General features: G+C 42.5%; 12 protein-coding genes and 1 pseudogene. 12 read left to right on the top strand and 1 reads right to left on the bottom strand.

Annotated features, from left to right (window positions below; translation table 11 throughout):
* The first annotated feature begins 82 nt into the window (after window positions 1-82).
* The 8 genes and pseudogenes from BM210_RS07245 to mgrA (BM210_RS07210) all read left to right on the top strand — a co-directional run bounded on the left by BM210_RS07245 (window position 83) and on the right by mgrA (BM210_RS07210) (window position 11,595).
* Window positions 83-1,783, top strand: a complete 1,701-nt coding sequence (locus tag BM210_RS07245) for a type 2 periplasmic-binding domain-containing protein (RefSeq protein ID WP_091166031.1) — start codon at window positions 83-85, stop codon at window positions 1,781-1,783.
* A 145-nt stretch (window positions 1,784-1,928) separates the two neighbouring features.
* Window positions 1,929-3,377, top strand: coding sequence for a response regulator transcription factor (locus BM210_RS07240; protein WP_091166029.1), 1,449 nt, complete (start codon window positions 1,929-1,931; stop codon window positions 3,375-3,377).
* Window positions 3,364-5,151, top strand: a complete 1,788-nt coding sequence (locus BM210_RS07235) for a sensor histidine kinase (protein ID WP_091166028.1) — start codon at window positions 3,364-3,366, stop codon at window positions 5,149-5,151. Before BM210_RS07240 ends, BM210_RS07235 begins: the two co-directional genes overlap by 14 nt.
* Before the next feature lie 57 nt (window positions 5,152-5,208).
* Window positions 5,209-7,251: a hypothetical protein gene (locus BM210_RS07230; RefSeq protein ID WP_091166026.1), complete on the top strand. Its 2,043-nt coding sequence runs from the start codon at window positions 5,209-5,211 to the stop codon at window positions 7,249-7,251.
* Between the two features lie 23 nt (window positions 7,252-7,274).
* A pseudogene (gene mgrA / locus BM210_RS07225) lies at window positions 7,275-8,264 on the top strand (L-glyceraldehyde 3-phosphate reductase).
* A 36-nt stretch (window positions 8,265-8,300) separates the two neighbouring features.
* Window positions 8,301-9,392 carry a Gfo/Idh/MocA family protein gene (locus BM210_RS07220; protein WP_091166024.1) on the top strand — a complete coding sequence of 364 codons (1,092 nt, stop codon included), beginning with the start codon at window positions 8,301-8,303 and terminating at the stop codon, window positions 9,390-9,392.
* 40 nt (window positions 9,393-9,432) lie between these two features.
* Window positions 9,433-10,572 carry a DUF6807 domain-containing protein gene (locus BM210_RS07215; RefSeq protein ID WP_091166023.1) on the top strand — a complete coding sequence of 380 codons (1,140 nt, stop codon included), beginning with the start codon at window positions 9,433-9,435 and terminating at the stop codon, window positions 10,570-10,572.
* Between the two features lie 33 nt (window positions 10,573-10,605).
* Window positions 10,606-11,595, top strand: coding sequence for an L-glyceraldehyde 3-phosphate reductase (mgrA, locus tag BM210_RS07210; RefSeq protein ID WP_091166021.1), 990 nt, complete (start codon window positions 10,606-10,608; stop codon window positions 11,593-11,595).
* 56 nt (window positions 11,596-11,651) lie between these two features.
* Here the strand turns inward: mgrA (BM210_RS07210) and BM210_RS07205 are convergent, their stop codons facing one another.
* Window positions 11,652-12,485 (bottom strand): AraC family transcriptional regulator, encoded by an 834-nt coding sequence (locus BM210_RS07205; protein ID WP_218184898.1) that lies wholly within the window; start codon window positions 12,483-12,485, stop codon window positions 11,652-11,654.
* 144 nt (window positions 12,486-12,629) lie between these two features.
* On the opposite strand from BM210_RS07205, the gene melA reads away from it, so the two are divergent.
* The 4 genes from melA to BM210_RS07190 all read left to right on the top strand — a co-directional run bounded on the left by melA (window position 12,630) and on the right by BM210_RS07190 (window position 19,599).
* Window positions 12,630-13,946, top strand: coding sequence for an alpha-galactosidase (melA, locus tag BM210_RS07200; protein ID WP_091166019.1), 1,317 nt, complete (start codon window positions 12,630-12,632; stop codon window positions 13,944-13,946).
* 496 nt (window positions 13,947-14,442) lie between these two features.
* A complete protein-coding gene (locus tag BM210_RS07195) occupies window positions 14,443-16,014 on the top strand; it encodes a glycosyl hydrolase family 28 protein (RefSeq protein ID WP_091166018.1) in 1,572 nt (523 codons plus the stop codon).
* Complete coding sequence (locus BM210_RS36180) at window positions 16,014-16,145, top strand: RICIN domain-containing protein (protein ID WP_218184897.1); 132 nt, start codon at window positions 16,014-16,016, stop codon at window positions 16,143-16,145. The genes BM210_RS07195 and BM210_RS36180 overlap by 1 nt, the downstream gene beginning before the upstream one ends.
* 319 nt (window positions 16,146-16,464) lie before the next feature.
* Window positions 16,465-19,599 carry a beta-galactosidase, LacZ type gene (locus tag BM210_RS07190; protein ID WP_091166017.1) on the top strand — a complete coding sequence of 1,045 codons (3,135 nt, stop codon included), beginning with the start codon at window positions 16,465-16,467 and terminating at the stop codon, window positions 19,597-19,599.
* Window positions 19,600-19,603: the final 4 nt, after the last annotated feature.

The raw sequence follows: 19,603 nt of genomic DNA, 5'->3' as shown, positions 1-19,603 counted from the left end.
AATATCGCAGTCTGAAACATAGATATCGGAAGCGATTTGAACTTTCGATGTGATTATAAACATAAAAGGGAGGCAACAGAGTATGAACAAATCTTTTCAAGCAATTGCGGTTGGATTAACGTTAGTAATGTCAGTTTCTATTGGACTTGCAGGATGCAGCTCTAAACAAGACGAACCTAAAAAGGTGGGCAGTGCAAGCAATGCCAACGATCCTAAAGCGAAAAAAGGTAAAATTACGGTTATGGTTTATGATCGTGGAACGATTCCTTCTTCAGAAGGCACCTATGAAAATAACCGTTGGACCAAATGGATTCAAGAAAATTCTCCGCTTGAAGAAGTTAAGTTTATAGTGGTGCCTAGAACAGAAGCCACACAGAGAATGAACATGCTTTTTGCATCTGGAGAGGGTCCTGATGTTGTATCGAGCTATGAAGAGGTCCTACCATTCATATCAAAAGGTCAAGCTTTAGAAATAACAGACGATTTGCTGGCCAAAATGCCTAATTATAAAATGATTTTGGATAAATATCCAGCACTTAGAAAGTTAACAACTGTAAACGGGAAGATTTACACAATAGGAACGGTAACCAATGTTGCACCCAATCATGCTGTGGTCATCCGGACAGATTGGCTGGAAAAATTAAATCTTCAAATGCCAAAGACTCCTGAAGAATTATTTGCTGTAGCAAAGGCATTTACTGAGCAGGATCCCGATGGAAATGGTAAAAATGATACCTATGGAATATCCTTAAGTACTGATGCACAAAGATGGCTTTCTCACATGTTTGGTTTTGCCAATCCTGAAAAATATGCGGTGGTCGATGGCAAGCTGACATTTGTATGGGATAGAATGCAAGATTGGCTTAAGTATTCAAAACAACTTGTAGATGCAAAGCTTGTAGATCCAGACTTCTTACTTGACAAAGGCGATAAATCGCTAGCAGATTTCACCAATGGAAAGATAGGAATCTTTGCTACAGGAAAATTTAGTTCAATTAATTCACCAACTTTTGCTAATTTCAAAAAGAATAATCCAAATGGAAAACTGGATACATTTGAAATGCCTGCTACCAAGTATGGTAGTTTTACAGGATATATAAATGGGGGTCCAGGCAATGCAGCTTTTATTAATGCAAGTACAAAAGATGTTGATGCTGCGGTCAGATACATTAATTGGTTAAATGACCCTAAAGTTTCGGATTATTTGACTTATGGACCTGATGGCGTTTATAAAAAGAGAGATGCAGAAGGTACGGTTGTTGTAGTAGATCCGGAGAAGAATAAAGTTGAATATGACTATGCCTCAGATTACAGCATTATAAGAAATGCTTTAGGAACTGGTGGTTCTACAAACTATGCTCCTTTAGCAAATGAGTATTATAACCAGTATTTAAAATCGAATGACCCCGTATTGCAAGAGTTTGGAGACTTGTTTTTTAGGATGGCACAAGTTGTCAATAAACCTGGTGCGATTGATCCAAGAAAATGGCAACAAAGCATGCCGGCACTTTCCTCTGATAACTTCTTGAAGAAAACAAATGGAGGAAAGGCAGTAGATGACCTTCTATTAAAAGCTCTTGCAACACCAAGTATGACTGCGGAGAAAGCTATTGCAGATGCTAAAGATGCTTGGAAGAAAGCTGGCGGCGAAGATGTCGATGCTTTTTACAATGATTACTATCAAAAAAATAAAGCCACGATGTTATCTCCAGAAGATTTTGAAAAATTAAAACTTACACCAGAATTGTTGCCTTCTGCGAAGAAAAATTCTAAAATAAAATAAATGGATAATATTGAAAGAAGAACTGAAAAAGGGAACTCTTTGTCGTACGATAAAGAGTTCCCTTTACACACAATATTTGAAGATTAGGTTCTTCTACGTCATAGTTAGCCTGAGATACTAACGTTAGAAATGTGGGTGATGCTGTATGTATCGTGTGGTCATTGTTGATGATGAACCTTGGGCTTTAATAGGAATTCGAAAATTATTAGAGCGTAGTCACAACAGATTTAGAATTATTTGCGAAACGACAGAACCTGCCAAAGCATTGGAAGTTATTTGTAAAGAACGACCTGATGTCGTGTTTACAGATATCAGGATGCCTGAAATCTCAGGTATAGAGTTGATGCAAAAAACGAGAGCAAAAGGGGTAGAAGCTGATTTTATTGTGATTAGCGGGTTTGCAGAATTCTCCTATGTGCAGCATGCGATGCAGGAAGGTGCGATGGATTATCAATTAAAGCCTCTGGATTTGGTAAAGGCGGAGGAAATGCTTGAAAAGCTATATAGAAAGCTGGAAAACAAGCGCAGCACAGCTGATTTAGGTTTTTACATTTCCTTGCTGGAAGAAAGCAGGGATCATCAGTCACTTTTGAAAACCAAGCTGCACCATAACCCATACTCCAGATATCAGGTTGTAACGGTGTATTTTAAAAGCTCTGAATATGATGATGTGGTTTTATTTGATTTAGGGAATAAAGCACAATTCACTGCCTTGAAATTAGGCCCCCAAAAATGTGTTTTTATTATTAATAGTGATGAAGATAAAAGCGCGTTGATTTATAGTAGTCTTACTGCAAAGGAAAGTTTACTCGACAGGGCAGGGATTAGTTTATCCAGTGATGGGGCTGACCATTTAGCCATGCTCTTAAAGACTTCTGATATCGCTAGTAATGATTGTTTTGTAAATACGTCAATGACAATTTCACAATATAGAAAGAGCAACAAAAGGCTTGTCAAACAATTTGCTGAGCAGATAACAGAAGCATTAGAACGAGCTCAGTACAAGAACCTGAAGGGTATTACATCAGGGATGACAGCTTTTTTTATAGCAAACCGTTTGGGGATTGAAGATGCTGTGCTTTTATGGAATGAAATGGTTATGCAGACTTCAGGAAATAGTGAAAAAGGCAGCGGATTAATGGACTTTGAGCTGCTAGACTATATTGAGATTAAAGAAAAGTTCATGAATTTAGAAACGCTAAGTGAATATTTATTTGAACTGCTTTCCTTTCTTGAACCCGATCAACCTGGAGATGCCAATAATAAATTTAAAGAACTATTGCTTTATACCCATAAGCACTATCAAGAGGAACTGTTTTTAAAGGAATTGTCCAATCGATTTTTTATTAATATAAGCTATTGTTGTGAGCTGTTTAGAAAGGTTACAGGCATGACGTTTTCACAGTATATGACTGATTTGAGAATGAAAAAGGCTTGTGAACTGCTTCAAAATAGTACCTTATCCATAGCAGATGTATGTAAGAGTGTCGGTTATAGTGATTATTTTTATTTTAATAAGGTGTTTAAACGAAATTTAGGGTGTACACCTTCCAAATATCGTAAAACGAGCGGAGATTTGAATGCGCTTAATTAATAATCTGAGGCTGAAACACCAAATATCACTGCTTATATTGATAGCACTGATTATGATGATCCTGTTGCAGAGCATGTATAGTGTTTTATTCAATTCACTAACTCGTGAGCGTGCTGCTAAGTATGCAGAGGGTCTCATGGGACAGGTAGCGCTAAATGTGGATACGATTGCAAAAAGTGTTGAAAGAGATTCAATTACCATTAGTTATAGCAAATACGTGCAGGAACTTTTGGTGTCGGACAACATCATTAGGAATGCAGATTTAAAAGACTTCGTGTCTGAAATTTTTACTAATGCAAGATCTTCCAATCAAAATATTTATAGTATTGTTCTATTAAATAATAAAGACAGGCAAATTTCAGACTCCCTCCATTATAATAATGATATATTGAAAAGTCTGGGAAAAATGTATAATTTTCAAAGCAGTGAGTTTAAAAAGGCTGTGTTTTCTTCTATTGTAAGAGACAGCAGTGATGCTTTCTACTATTATTCCTATATTTCTCCTATATTTTCTTCTTTGGATATGACTGGTGGTTATTCAAAAATCGGAAGCTGTATTTTTCTTTTAGATACTAGGGAGTTAGAGAAATTAGTAAATACAGCAGAATTAACTAACAATTCACTTTTTTTAATTCTTGATTCAGAAAATCGGGTTATCGTTAGCAATAAAGGTCTTAAAGCAGGAGACTTCTATGAGGAGATTTTTTGGCAGGAAGGAATAAGCAGTACGGTAAAAGATGAAATTCTTTATGAGGGACAAAAATCCATCGTCCAATATAAAAAAATTGAAAGCACAGATTGGAAGGTAATCAGTGTTATTCCTATTGCAGAGCTAACTAGTGATATGAAGCCTATCGTCTCCTTCGGAATCTGGTTAGGTATCATTATGATTGTGTTGTTGACTGTTATAGGCAGCGGTTTCATATATAATACCACGCGTCCGGTCATGTTGATCGTGAGATTCTTATCCCAAATTGGTGAGCGTAATATCAAACAAAGATTAAGAATCTCGTCAAAAAACGAAGTGGGTATCATAGCTACTAATATTAATCAAATGTTAGATAAGGTCGAGGCAATGACTAGTAAAATAGTTGAGGATCAAACTTCCCTCTATGAAGCCAAGCTATCGAAAAAACAAGCTGAATTGTCGGCTCTGCAAAGTCAAATTAATCCTCATTTTCTTTATAATACTTTGAACTGCCTGAGCAATATTGGTTTAGCCTATAATGTGATGGAGGTAGTCAGTATATCCTCGGCTATGTCAAGAATATTTAGATATAGTATAAAAGGGGAAGACATGGTGAGTATCAAAGACGAAATGAGCTGTATTAAGGACTATTTGTTAATTATGGACATCCGGTATAATGGCAAATTTGAGACCGTGATCCATATTGAAGAGTCAATACTCGAGAATAAAACTTTGAAAATGGTACTTCAACCTATTGTGGAAAATGCTATGTACCATGGATTGGAGATGAAAAACGGGGAAGGACGGCTGTTGATTCAAGGATTCATATCAGAGAGCGGCTATTTGCAAATGGATATAGAGGATAATGGGGTAGGGATGAATGAAGAGCAGTTATCAGAATTACTAAAAAGTATTAGAGATGATGAAAATATGGAACTATTTGGAACTGATAAACAAAGCATTGGACTTGGAAATATTAATAAGAGAATCAAGCTGCAATTTGGTCCGGAATATGGTCTGGATATCGTTAGCGAAGCATTTGTGGGAACCAAAGTTACCATAAGGCTACCCGTTATTGAACCTTAAGATACAGTTGAAATGTAGTTACTCAGACTTAATAGGACAGGTAGGAGAATCTGAAATATGGATTTATTTATAACAAAAAATGGTATGTGTAATGTGAGTTTGGAGATTTGCTATAACAGTGGCATCATTACGCAAAATGCCGTTAGTTTGTTAATAGACGAATGGAGAGATATGTATCATATTCAAAATCTCCAGCTAAAAGTGAATCATAGTGGAGGTAACCGAATTCGAATCATCGAGCCTGTAGTAGTGGAAGGCCAAAATGAACAAACATTTGTTATTCATACTGGTTTTGAAGATGGAAATTATCATATCTATCTATCTGGTGCAAGTGAAAAGGCAATTTTATATGGAATATGTGAAATTCTCGATCAGACGTACATCCAGGATCATGAAGTGCGGTTACCCCAATTAAATATGACCAGTACGCCAGATATCAAAAAAAGAGGTGTCGAGAGACATTGGGGGCCTTCTTTGACAACAACGGAAAATATCGATGAGAATATCAAACTGATCAAACTTCTGGCAAGAAAAAGAATCAATCATCTGATGTGGATTGATAATTGGATCAGTAAGAGCTGGTATGCATTTCTTGATTTCAGGTATTTCGCCAGACTACAAAGAGAGGATCAATCTGGAAAGATTAAGCTTGCAAAAGAGTGCTTGGGTAAAATCATTAATGAGGCAAAAAATTGGGGAATGGACTTTTACCTTTCCTGCACCGAGTTCAATATACCCGAAGAGCTGCTGAAGGTATACCCTGAACTGTTTTATCGAAATCCAAAAAATGGTTTATTCGCACTAAGATTAGACAATGAAGATACCTGGAATTTCTACAAATCCAAAATCAAAGAGGTCATGGAGGACTTCCCTTCACTTTCCGGTATTGAACTGTGGACAGGAGAGGCCATGGAAATATGGCAATGTTATCGTCCTGACACAGATAAAAGGTCTATAGGAGAGCTTTTCCTTGCGATGTATGATAAAGCCCTTGAGGCAATGGATGAAGCAGGAAGAAGTGATGGACGGATCATTTGTTCTAGTTTTACCCATCATCCAGATTGTGAAAAAATATATGAAGATATTTTGGGTAAATTACCTGAGCGGTGTGACTCAAGAAGTAAAATGCAGGTTGAGGATTTTTATCGTTTTCATTCTCCGGCGACGCTCCCAGGCAGGCTTTCACCGGGCAGGGAATGGGTAGAGTTTGATCTTGGAGGCGAATATAGAGGGGATTGGAGCGGATGGGTCACCTGCGCGCTTCAATTTATACCCGATAGAATGAGGTATTATTACGAAAAGGGAATAAGTGGTTATATGTGTAGGATACGTGGTTATTCATTGGGACCATACACCAAATTTGTTGGAGATTATGCAGTTTTAACGGGATTACAGTCTATTAAATATGATGTTTTTTTCAAAACCTGTTGGGATATGAATATAAAACTGGATGATGTATGGAGAATGTGTAAGAAAAGCGGATTCCCTGATGAAATGCTGGAATTTTTTGTATTGTCAGAAAAAGTAGCAGAACAAGCCCAATATGCAAATGAATCCATAGTGAATAATTTCCACTCCTCTTTTATTGGCTCTATAGAAAGATATGAGTGGCAGCTGCAATATATGGAACATACCTATAATACGGCTTGTAAGGAAAGAAAATGGATTTTAGAACCTAGTGAAGAAAATCTTACACTCCTATTGGATGAAAAGGAACTTGCCATTCAAAATGTTCAAAAAATGAGTGAAATACTGGAACAATGTAAGAATGATCTGTCAGAAGAGGACTATACTATTCTAAAGAAATGTATGGACTATCAAATACAAGCAGTTAAAGTGTTTAAAGTTCATACTGAGATGTTTTTTAGGTATAGGTTATTAATGATGACCAAGTCGGAAAATAGGTATGAACTTCTTACGGATTGCATGAAAAGATGTGAAAAGGAAGTAACGCTGCTTCGGGATCATGATCAGGAGCAGGCCAAAAATGCTTATGCTTTGATTACCGATATCAAGTGGAGACTAAATTGTGACATGAATAGTACCTATTATCATGAATTAGCCTACCATGGTGTTTGTAAGACAGCTGGACTTCTATAATCATTAAAAGACGGAGGATTGGAATGAGTTATATGCCTGAAAAAGAAAGATATTCCAGTATGAAATATAACAGGTGTGGAAGCTCGGGTCTCAAACTGCCTGCTATTTCCCTAGGCTTATGGCATAATTACGGAGGTGTAGATGCGTTTGAAAACCAACGTGAAATGCTGCACCGAGCTTTCGATCTTGGAATTACCCACTTCGACCTGGCTAACAATTACGGTCCGCCTCCAGGGTCAGCAGAAGAGAATTTCGGCAGAATCCTAAAAAAAGACTTCATGGCTTACCGTGATGAATGGGTTATATCAACCAAAGCAGGGTATACGATGTGGGAAGGCCCCTATGGAGACTGGTGTTCAAAGAAGTATATGATTTCCAGCCTAGACCAGAGCCTTAAGCGTATGGGACTTGATTATGTTGACATTTTCTATTCACACAGGCCAGACCCGGAAACACCACTGGAAGAAACGATGGGTGCACTGGATTTGGCAGTAAGACAATGAAAAGCTTTGTATGTAGGACTATCCAATTATAGCGCCGAGCAGACACAAAAGGCTTCTGTCATTTTGAAGGCTCTTGGTACACCATGTCTTATCCACCAGCCCAAGTACTCTATGTTTGAAAGATCGATAGAAAACGGACTGCTGGATGTACTGAAAGAGGAAGGAATAGGTTCCATAGCCTTTTCCTCTTTAGCCAAGGGGCTGCTGACCAACCGCTACCTTACTGGAATTCCTTCCGATTCAAGGGCTGCAGGTTCAAGTCCGTTTTTGAATGCCCAGGCCATCACAGATGGGATAATGGCCAAGATCAAACGTTTAAACAGCATGGCGTTAGAGCGCGGTCAAAGCCTCGCCCAAATGGCTATTGCTTGGGTGCTTAGAGAAGGACGCATAACCACGGCTCTTATAGGAGCAAGCAAGGTAAGCCAGATAGAAGACAACGTTGCAGCATTGAACAACCTGGATTTCAGCCAGGAGGAGCTGCTGAGAATTGAAGAAATATTGAAATGAGGATATAAAAAAACTTAACGAAAGAAGGAAAACAGGATGACTCATCATGAAGTAGGCTATGCAGTTGTCGGATTGGGTGTTGGTAAATCACATGTAAGGAGTGCTGTGAAAGCGAAGGGTTGCGAATTTGTTGCTATTTGTGACCTTGATGAAGGCGTTCTCAATCGTGTAGGTGATGAATTTAACATTTCGCCGGAGAACCGTTACACTAGCTATGAACTGCTGTTAAACCGGCCGGACATCGATGTTGTGAGTGTATGTACACCGAGTGGTATGCATCGTGATGATGCCATAAAGGCGTTGGAGGCAGGCAAGCATGTCTTAGTGGAGAAGCCTCTCGAAATCCAATTGGATAAGATCAACGACATTTTAGCTGCAGCTGAAAAAGCTGGGAAGTATGTAGGTTGTGTTTTTCAAAACCGTTTGAGCCCCGGCAACAAAAAAATTAAAGAAACGATTGATAGCGGCAGACTTGGTAAGCTAATTACGGCTAATTTTCATGTGAAATGGTTCCGTAACGACGAATATTATGCAAAAAACGGGGGATGGAGAGGAACGTGGGCGATGGATGGCGGCGGAGCCATCATGAACCAATCCGTACATACCATTGACTTGATGCAGTGGATGATGGGGCCTGTCAAGAGTGTTTTTGCCAAAGCTGCAGCCTTCAATCACAACATCGAGACCGAAGACACCGCAGTAGCGGTCATCCATTTCGAAAACGGGGCGATCAGCACTTTTATTGGTACAACTTGCGCATATCCGGGCCTTGAGACTCTTTTACAAGTTCATGGCACTACAGGAACCATATATGCAAGCAACTCAAATATTGAAACATACAAGCTCGCTGATGACGCGGAAAGAATAGAAGAAGCTCAGGTGCTAAGTGAATATGGAAAGCAAGAGAAGATGAGCGGCAGCGCTGATCCTACTGCAATTTCCACAACTGGACATGCCGGGCAAATACAGGACATGATTTTTGCCGTGCAAGAAAATCGTCCGCCTATGATCCAAGGGAAAGAAGGTTATGCAGCTGTTGAAATTATTCTTGCCATTTATGAGTCCGCACGGACGGGTAAGGAAGTGTTCCTTCCGTTGGTCAAATCCAAAACATTGTCAAGGAGTTAATCCCCAGAGGGCTTCTATTCTAAAAAGAGGGTGAAACAGCATGTCGGTATCTTTTCAAATTAAAGTAAATGCAGGCAATCATGACCGTAATTATTGTCCAGTTGTGTTCCAATTGGATAAAAATAATGCTTTGTTACAAGGTGCTGCCTTGAATTCTTTAGTTATGAAGGACGAACAGGGCGGCGTTACCGCAGTACAAGTAAGAGAGGTCGGCGATTACTACCATATTCATTTCGTAGTCGAGCATCTAGCAAAAGGCGAATGTCGTACGTATAATATTGAATCCGGAGCAGTTTGGCAAAAGATGACGGCTTCCGGTGTGGAATTCATCCATGAAGTTTCGCAGAAAATTGATGTGTTTGTCGGCGGCAGCTATTTTACCTCCTACGTCTATGATACCTCCATCGCAAAGCCATATCTTGGACCCATGATCGGACCTTATGGTGAGAGCTATACCCGGCTCGATTTCGAAACTAAGGAACACAAGCATCACCGCTCACTTTGGCTGGCTATCGGCGATGTGAATGGAATTGACATGTGGAATGAACCTGCGGAACAGCACGGCAGACAGCTTCATCAAAAATTTGCTGAAGTGACTGACGGACCCGTATGCGGTGTCATTACATCACACAATGTATGGACGAGTTTTAATAAAAAGCCGCAAATCGATGAAGTTCGTACCATCACTGTATACAACACACCAGCGGGCGAACGAATCATAGATTTGGATGTAGTGTTTACTGCAAGCTACGGCCAGGTAGAATTTGGTGCTACCAAAGAAGCCGGCCCGCTTGGCATCCGTGTAGCGGAATCTATGAAGGTAAATAATGGAGGTTCTATGGTGAACTCATACGGATCTGTCAGCGAAGCTGAGTGTTGGGGGAAACGTGCAGAATGGTGTGATTACTTCGGTGAAGTGGGAGGACATACACTGGGGATTGCCGCATTTGACCATCCGGACAATGAACAATTTCCGACCTATTGGCATATTCGCAACTACGGCTTGCTTGCTGCCAACAATTTCTACTTTAACGGCGGCAAATTAATCAAGCCAAAGGAAACGGTACGATATCAATATCGGGTATATTTCCATGAAGGGGATACCCGAGCGGGCAGTGTCGCTAACAAATATCAGGACTACCTTCATCCTCCTCAGGTGGAAATAATCACCCTCGTGTGATCACTATAATCAATAAGAGATGGGGGTTATTTTATGAGCTATATGCCTGAAAAAGAAAGATATTCCAGTATGAAGTATAACAGGTGTGGAAACTCGGGTCTCAAACTGCCTGCAATTTCCCTAGGCCTATGGCAAAATTATGGAGGCGTAAATGCATTGGAAACCCAGTGCGAAATGCTGCGCCGAGCATTCGACCTTGGAATTACCCACTTTGACTTAGCCAACAATTACGGTCCGCCTTCAGGATCAGCAGAAGAGAATTTCGGCAGAATCCTACAAGCGAACTTTGCCGCTTACCGTGATGAATTGATCATATCAACCAAAGCAGGCAATAGGATGTGGGAAGGCCCCTATGGAGACGGGGGCTCAAAGAAGCACATAGTTTCCAGCCTTGACCAGAGCCTTAAGCGTATGGGACTTGATTATGTTGACATTTTCTATTCACACAGGCCAGACCCCGAAACACCAATGGAAGAAACGATGCATGCCCTGGATTTGGCCGTAAGGCAGGGAAAAGCCTTGTATGTTGGACTATCCAATTACAGCGCCGACCAAACCCAAAAGGCTTCTACCATTTTGAAAGATCTGGGTACCCCATGTCTGATCCACCAACCCAAGTACTCTATGTTTGAAAGATGGATAGAAAACGGGCTGCAGGATGTATTGAAAGAGGAAGGAATAGGTTCCATTGCCTTTTCACCTTTAGCCAAGGGACTGCTGACCAACCGCTACCTTACCGGAATTCCTTCGGATTCGAGGGCTGCAGGCTCAAGTCGATCTTTGAGTGTCCAATCCATCACGGATGAGGTAATGTCCAAGATCAAACGTTTAAACAGCATCGCATTAGAGCGCGATCAAAGCCTCTCTCAAATGGTCATAGCTTGGGTGCTTAGAGAAGGACGTGTAACCTCGGCTCTTATAGGGGCAAGCAAGGTAAGCCAGATTGAAGACAACGTTGCAGCATTGAACAACCTGGATTTCAGCCAGGAAGAGCTGCTGAGAATTGAGGAAATATTGAAATAGGGGAGCTGCTTCATGCAATCCCCTTTTTTCTCCTCTATAGGTACGATTAGGACTGTTTACAAAGAGTTTTTAAAGTCTCTTGGCGAACAACCCTTTATCTTCTTGAATACTTTAGAAAACAGAAACGGGTCCGTATAACCTATACTCCGTGCAATATCTCCTATTGTCAACGCGTTGTTCGCCATTAACTCACAAGCTTTATTTATTCTGTATTTGACTAAATACTCTTGAGGGGAGATACCTGAAACACTTTTGAAAATAGTTGAGAGGTATTTCCTATCCAGTCCAACAAAATTTGCGATTTCATGAATACTTGTTTTGTTTGAATAATTTCTGTGAATGTAGTCTATAGCTTTTTTTACATATAAATCTTTTGTATATTCAGATTTGATTTCATTGTTAGAATCTTCAATTAATATGGAAAGAAGCTGAAATAATAAGCCGGTAAACATAACATCACGACTTTGTATCCTATCTTTAAGATTTATCATTTTATTTATTATTTCTGAAAATTGGTCATCATAATGATGCGTGAATATAGGATTTGAATGATTTAAGTTGGCGCGATTTAAATATTGTAATGCATCAATTCCGTTAAAACCCCAAAAAGTATATACCCAAGGGTCATTATCGTCAGCTCTATAGTAGGCAATATCATTTGGACATATCAAAAAACCTTGGCCTTCTGTTAGAGAATAGGTTTCTTTATTTAATTGAAAGATTCCCTTTCCTTTTATTATGTAATGGATAAAATAATGATCTCTAGTAGCTGGACCGTATTTATGACCAGGTGGACAAGTGTGATAGCCCCAATAATATGGAGTAAGACCTAAATTTGAATCTATATAACTTGAACTATTTACAATAACCTTCTCTGGTCGTCTATCCATATCCCTCTCCTTTATTTTTTTGATTAAAGACATTATAACATGTTTATATGGCATATCTCCATTTAAATAAAGTCCTACTAGTTTATAATAAAACTTAGATTGAGAGACAATAAATGATTAAATAACAAAAAAAGGAGCGATGATATGAAGAAAATTGCGTTTATAGGAGCAGGGAGTTTTGGGTTTACGAGGACTCTAGTAAAAGACATTTTGACATTTCCGGCATTATCGGATTGTACAATTGCACTTATGGATATTGACGATGTGAGATTGACTGCTATAACCCAAGCAGTAAATAGAATCATTGAGGAAGGGAAATATCCGGCAAAAGTTATAGCAACTAAGAGTAGGGCTGAGGCACTTGAAGGGGCAGATGGTGTTGTATGTACGATTCTTGCCGGTGGAGTAAACGTCTGGAGACATGATGTTGAAATTCCAATGAAATATGGTGTGGATATCAATTGTGGTGATACAAGAGGTCCAGCTGGAGTTTTTAGAGCGCTTAGAACCATCCCTGTCATGCTTGATATTTGTAAGGATATCGAAAAATACTGTCCTGATGCTATATTTTTAAATTATACCAATCCTATGGCTATGCTTTGTAGAGCGATGCAGGGAATGAGTAAAGTAAAAGTTACAGGTTTATGCCACAGTGTTCAAGGAACAGCAGGGAAGCTAGCTAAATGGATTGGCGCACCTATGGATGAAATCACATACAAATGCGCGGGAATTAACCACCAAGCTTTCTATCTTGAGTATAAATGGAACGGTAAAGACGCTTATCCACTTATAAGAGAAGCTTTGAAGAACCCTGAGATCTATAATATCGAGATCGTAAGAAATGAAATGTTTTTTAATCTTGACTATTATGTAACCGAATCAAGTGGACATAATTCAGAATACAATCCATGGTTTAGGAAAAGACCTGATTTAATTGAGAAATATTGTATAGATGGAACAGGTTCGAACCCAGGAAAACATGCATTCATTCTGGAGTCGTATTTGAAAAAAGAACATTCTTGGAAAGCAGAAATAGACGCGTGGTTACAAAAAGATAAAATTGACCTTGAAAGAGGACCTGAATATGCTGCTTACATTTTTAATGCAACTATCGGGGATGGAACCTTATTTGAGTTTAATGGAAATGTTAGAAACTTTGGATTAATTGATAATTTGCCTGAAGGTTGCTGTGTTGAGGTTCCGGTACTCGCTTCAAAACGTGGGATTGATCCCATGCATGTGGGACCATTGCCTGCTCAACTTGCTTTATTAATTAATACGAATGCCAGATGTGAAGAACTAGCTGTAGAAGCTGCGATTGAAGGGGATCCAAGAAAAGTATTCCACTCCATATGTTTTGATCCACTTACTTCTGCAGTGCTTAGTCTTAATGAAATCAAATCAATGGTAGATGAAATGTTTGAAAAAAATAAAGATTGGCTGCCTCAGTTTAAATTATAAAAAGATATTGTTTAATGAATATTCCCCGCAGCTTGCTGCGGGGGATCTATCCTACTCGCTTCGCTCGCTTTAGAACTTCACCATAGCCTCTTCGTGTTACCTTACATACTCCTGTTTGACACTTTGGTCTTTTACATAATTTCTTATCGCCACTTAGCCGCCAAACTTGCTTACCGTATACACGAAATAATTTGTAAGCGCAAACAAATGGGCGCATAGATTGCGCAGAATCTTCTTTGCAAAGATTCGTGTGAAATTCAGTTTAATGTGCTCGTCCGAGGTAGGCGCACAATCAATTGAAAATGATGCCGGTCTGTGAAGTGAATTTTCTGGTGACAATCTTCCGGTCTGTCTTCGTGCAAACAGGAAGAATCACATATACAAACGTTTAGACGAGAGGAGGTTGTGCCATTTAATCTATCTTGTACGAAACTTATTTGAAAGGATATGAGAATCAGTGTGAGGCGATTACAATTAAACAGGAGGCGAAATATTAATGCATTTTAGTAAAGTGAATTTGCGAATCGGAAATGTGCTGGTGAAAATGATCGTTGTTGCTGCCCTAATCTTAAGTCTCTCTATTAACATGGCCCAGCCTGCATCCGCTGCGACCGTAGTGACTTATCCTTCTCACTTCGGTACAAGCTCGGACTACACTTTGAGGGTTGATTCGACTACTGTCAGGGTTGCCAGGCAGTTTGACTATTCCTTTGCCCAGTTTGCTTATTCCGGTACGGCTACATTCAAAGTAACAGCCAAAGATAACATCACTTCCTACGATATCAGCCCTCACAGTTACGGCATCTCGGCAACTAAAAGCGGCAAGGATCTAACCTTCTCCCTTCCCCAATCTGGATCGCGGTACTTAGTGATCAAGATCAATAACCTGGAGAACCTTGTTATCATGGCTGACCCTATCGAAACAGACAGGCCATCACCCAATGGCGGCAGCGTAAAGAGCATCAATGATTATTCGGTGGATAATACGGGCGGCAATCTGATGACGTCCAAAATCCAACAAGCTATCAATGATGCCAACGCTCGTTCCGGCGGCGGCACGGTTTATTTCCCAGAGGGTATTTATAAGTTCTCTCAACTTGAGATGAAAAGTAACGTCACGCTATATTTAGCTGCTGGTGCGGTACTTCGCGGATCATCGACGTTAAGCGATTATGATTTCTCCGGGGACAATTTTCCCGCAGCCAACATCCGCATCGTAGGGAAATCGAATGTAGCTATCAAAGGTAGAGGTATGATCGACTCCAATGGGTCTACGCTTACAACAGGCGATAGCGGGCCGAACCGTGAGAACATCATCTCTTCTTCCAAAAGTGGTGGAGGAACAAAACCGAATAACCTGACTTTCGAGGGTATCACCCTGAGAGATGGAACAACCTGGAACTTTAGAATTCAAGATGCTACTAATGTCAACATCAAAAATGTAAAGATTATAAATAACGTCAACTGGATCCATGGAGATGGCTTTGATCTCGTCAATACTTCCCACGCTGTTGTGGATCAATGCTTCGCCTATACCGGCGATGATGTATACGATGCAAAATCATCATCGGAAGAATCGATGACGGATGTCGTATTCAAGAATTCGGTTGCTTTTACCGAATCTGCAGGTACCAAGGTAGGCATGCAAGGAAATGCATCAGTTAGTGATATTTGGTTTCAAAATATTGACGTGATTCAGGGCTATCGGGGCGTCAGTGTGGATCATGACCAAGGAAATGGCGTATGGGACGGTATTCATTTTATCGACATCCGTACGGAAAAGATCCATAATAATGGGACTTCCGGCCAATTTAGGACGGCTCCGATCCTCATCTGGACGGCCAAATATAGCGGTAGCGAGGTTGGCCCCGTCAGCAATATAGAACTGACCCGCGTTAGCTTTGAGAATATCAACAATTTTCATTCCTTCATTCAAGGTTACGACAGCTCCAGCAAGGTTTCCAATGTAACTATCACCGATTTGAAGATGAACGGTAATAAGATCACTAGCGCTTCCCAGGGGTTAATTGATATAGGTGCAAACACGTCCAATATTAGTTTTCACTAATGTCACTAAATACAAGATTAGCATCGCAATCTCAGGATGTTAACGGTGGCTCGACGGCAGATGGGGCTGGGCTCATTCAGTGGACAGATAATGGCGGAGCCAATCAGAAATGGCAGTTATTCTCGCAGTAGACGACAAGTTTAATGAAGCGTTGGTTATGAAGGGGATGCCTTTGGCATCTCTTTTGCATGAATACAGTTCATGTTAAAGGCAGAGGTAACCGATTATAGGACATAAAAGAAACGAAATTAATCCATTTTTCTTGCTGCTTCTATACAGTAGGATAGTAAATATAATTGCAAACAATATGCGTATTCAATCAAAGCTGGGCGGCTGCTTGAAGATAGCGGCATTCACCCCAGGATATGATTTGCTATTTAAAGGGTCTGAAGCGATCTACATATTTATAAATATGGGATTTTTATTTTGGATAGGAGTGTTTGATTGAATATGATGAACGACTGGGAAAATCACAGGCTGCTGCAGCGGAACCGGCTGCCGGCAAGAGCTGCATTCATTCCATTCGGCGATGACGAAAGCGCTCTATGCGGTGAACGGGAGTTATCCCCATACTATGTGCCGTTAAATGGAAATTGGAAATTTAACTATGCCCCGACTCCTGCTCACGCCCCGTCGAGCTTCCACCAAGAAGCCTTCGACGCAAGCAGCTGGGATGACCTTCCTGTGCCTTCCTGTTGGCAAATGCACGGCTACGGCCAACCGCATTACTCGAACGTCGTTTACCCGTTCCCGATTGTACCACCACTTGTGCCGACCGATAATCCGACCGGTTCCTATCGCCGTGAATTTACGGTTCCGGCTGGCTGGAACGGACAGCGCATTACGCTGCATTTTGAAGGCGTAGACAGCGCATTCTTCGTTTGGGTAAACGGACGGGAAGCGGGCTTCAGCAAGGGCAGCCGCATGCCGGCGCAGTTCGATATCACCGACCTTGTCCGCGATGGGACGAACGTCCTTGCGGTTCGTGTCATGCAGTGGTCGGACGGCTCGTATCTCGAGGATCAGGACATGTGGTGGCTAAGCGGTATTTTCCGCGACGTTTATTTGACAGCTGCGCCACAAACTCACTTATACGATTATACGGTTCGGACGCTGCTCGATACGGACTACCGTGATGCCACTCTCGGGGTCAGATTGCGCTTGCGCAGCGTGAACGCAGCAGCCCAAGCCGTGCGGGTTGAGTTGCAGCTGCTCGATGCATGCGGAGGGCCGGTAGAAGGCGGCAATGCAGAGGAAACCATAACGAGTGTTGAACTGACGCAGGATCACACCACAGTGTTTACGCTTCCAGTCGTCAACCCTAGGAAATGGTCTGCCGAAGACCCGTACTTATACAAGCTGTTGATCCGGGTAATTGGCGATACCACGCAGGTAACGACAGTGCGCGTTGGCTTCCGCTACGTGGAGCTGAAGGGTGGCTTGCTGCTCGTAAACGGGATGCCGATTATGTTCAAGGGTGTCAACCGGCACGATCATCACCCCGACCTTGGGAGAAGCGTACCGATTGAATGGATGCGAAAGGACGTGCTGCTGATGAAGCAGCACAATATTAACGCTGTCCGTACCTCGCATTATCCGAACGATCCGCGTTTCTATGATCTGTGTGACGAATACGGCCTTTACGTCATTGACGAGGCCGATCTGGAGTGCCACGGCTTCCGTAAGACAGACAACTCCAATCAATTAAGCGATGACCCCGATTGGGAGGCTGCCTATCTAGACCGGATCGAACGGATGATCGAGCGCGACAAGAATCATCCCTCTATCATCTTCTGGTCGCTTGGCAATGAATCGTACTACGGTTGTAATCACGCGGCGATGTACCGCTGGGCCAAGGAGCACGACCCCACACGTCTGGTGCACTACGCGGAAGATAGGGAGGCCGTGACCGCCGACGTATTCAGCACGATGTACAACAGGATTTGGCAGTTGCACGAGCTTGGCCAGCGTGAAGATCTCGGCAAGCCCCACATCATTTGCGAATATGCGCATGCAATGGGCAACGGTCCGGGCGGCTTGAAGGAATATTGGGACGTCTTCTATGCCTATAAGCGGCTGCAGGGCGGCTTCGTGTGGGAATGGATCGATCAAGGTATCCGGCAGTGGACGGCTGACGGTGTGGAATTCTTCGCCTACGGCGGCGATTTTGACGACCACCCGAACGATTCGAATTTCGTCATCGACGGTCTCGTTAACCCGGACCGTGTGCCATCTCCGGGATTGTTGGAATTAAAAAAGGTGATCGAGCCGGTTGTAATCGAAGCGTTGGATTTGCAGGCTGGGCAGTTGAAGCTTACGAATCGATACGATTTTCTGCATCTGGATCATCTGAATCTTGTATGGAATGTAATGGCAGACGGAAAAGTCCTATGCTCGGGCAAAAGCGAGCTGCCCGATATCGCGCCGGGTTGTACGGGCACCGTGAACATCAACTATGCGCTGCCAGATCGGCTGCAGCCGGCAACCGATTACTGGTTGAATGTCAGCCTCCTGCTTGCCACCGATAAGACTTGGGCCGAAGCAGGCTTCGAGGTTGCGTGGGCCCAGTTCGAACTCCTGAACAAATCGGAGCAGAAACCTACCCTTGAACTGTCCGCCTTCGCACCGTTGTCCGTGACGGAGAATGGCGTGATGCTGGAGGTGCGAGGCGGCGATTTTGAGCTTCAGTTCGATTGTGTATACGGCGTTATCGCAGACTGGAGACACGCCGGCGTCCGTCTGCTTGAGGAAGGACCTAGGCTCGATCTGTGGCGCGCTCCGACGGACAACGATATGCGACCGATCGGTGACTGGAGGACATCTATCGAAGATGACAAACGAGCAACGGTCGTATGGAAAAATTGTGGGCTGCATTGGCTGCAGCACCGCGTGATGAGCGTGGACTGGTGCTGTAATGGCAGCGGAACGGTCGTAACGGTCACCTGCAGGGTACGTGTGGCGCCGCCGATTCTAAAATGGTCGGTGGACACGCTGTATACCTACACGATTTATGCCAATGGCGACGTGATGGTCGACGTGAACGGATCGATTGATGGTAACGGCGCTCCGGAGACGCTTCCCCGCATCGGGCTGCGGTTGGCGCTGCCGAACGATTATGAGCGGGCTGAATGGTACGGCAGAGGCCCTGGCGAAGCGTACGCTGACTCGAAGCAGGCCGCAAGGTTCGGCATCTACCGGAAAACCGTGCGCGAGCTGTTCACCGAATACATCGTACCGCAGGAAAATGGCAACCGCGTCGATACGCGCTGGCTCGCGTTGACGAATGAGCTGGGAGCGGGTCTGCTGGCGACAGGTTCGCCGCAGTTCGAGTTTACGGCTCGACGCTATACGAGCGAGGATCTCGAGAGGGCGCAGCATACGTATGAGTTGAAGGAACGCGACCGCGTCTTCCTGCATCTTGATCTTGCGCAGAACGGCATCGGCAGTGCCAGCTGCGGTCCTGGAGTGCTCCCTCAGTATTTGCTGAAAGCGGAAGGTTTTTGCTTCAGGGTCTGCCTAACGCCGATAACCTCTGGGTCGGGTTCACCTGCACAGCTTGCCAAGCGTGTGCCGCAGGTACGCTAACACC

The organism is Paenibacillus sp. 1_12 (assembly GCF_900114475.1).
Classification (GTDB): domain Bacteria; phylum Bacillota; class Bacilli; order Paenibacillales; family NBRC-103111; genus Paenibacillus_S.
The sequence above is the reverse complement of the archived record's forward strand: the minus strand, read 5'-3'. Positions and strand labels throughout refer to the sequence as shown.

Coding starts and splice junctions, on each gene's coding strand:
- BM210_RS07215 (WP_091166023.1), top strand. CDS start 9,433: ATGTCGGTATCTTTTCAAATTAAAGTAAATGCAGGCAATCATGACCGT.
- BM210_RS36180 (WP_218184897.1), top strand. CDS start 16,014: ATGTCACTAAATACAAGATTAGCATCGCAATCTCAGGATGTTAACGGT.
- mgrA (WP_091166021.1), top strand. CDS start 10,606: ATGAGCTATATGCCTGAAAAAGAAAGATATTCCAGTATGAAGTATAAC.
- BM210_RS07235 (WP_091166028.1), top strand. CDS start 3,364: ATGCGCTTAATTAATAATCTGAGGCTGAAACACCAAATATCACTGCTT.
- melA (WP_091166019.1), top strand. CDS start 12,630: ATGAAGAAAATTGCGTTTATAGGAGCAGGGAGTTTTGGGTTTACGAGG.
- BM210_RS07195 (WP_091166018.1), top strand. CDS start 14,443: ATGCATTTTAGTAAAGTGAATTTGCGAATCGGAAATGTGCTGGTGAAA.
- BM210_RS07230 (WP_091166026.1), top strand. CDS start 5,209: ATGGATTTATTTATAACAAAAAATGGTATGTGTAATGTGAGTTTGGAG.
- BM210_RS07205 (WP_218184898.1), bottom strand. CDS start 12,485: ATGGATAGACGACCAGAGAAGGTTATTGTAAATAGTTCAAGTTATATA.
- BM210_RS07245 (WP_091166031.1), top strand. CDS start 83: ATGAACAAATCTTTTCAAGCAATTGCGGTTGGATTAACGTTAGTAATG.
- BM210_RS07240 (WP_091166029.1), top strand. CDS start 1,929: ATGTATCGTGTGGTCATTGTTGATGATGAACCTTGGGCTTTAATAGGA.
- BM210_RS07190 (WP_091166017.1), top strand. CDS start 16,465: ATGATGAACGACTGGGAAAATCACAGGCTGCTGCAGCGGAACCGGCTG.
- BM210_RS07220 (WP_091166024.1), top strand. CDS start 8,301: ATGACTCATCATGAAGTAGGCTATGCAGTTGTCGGATTGGGTGTTGGT.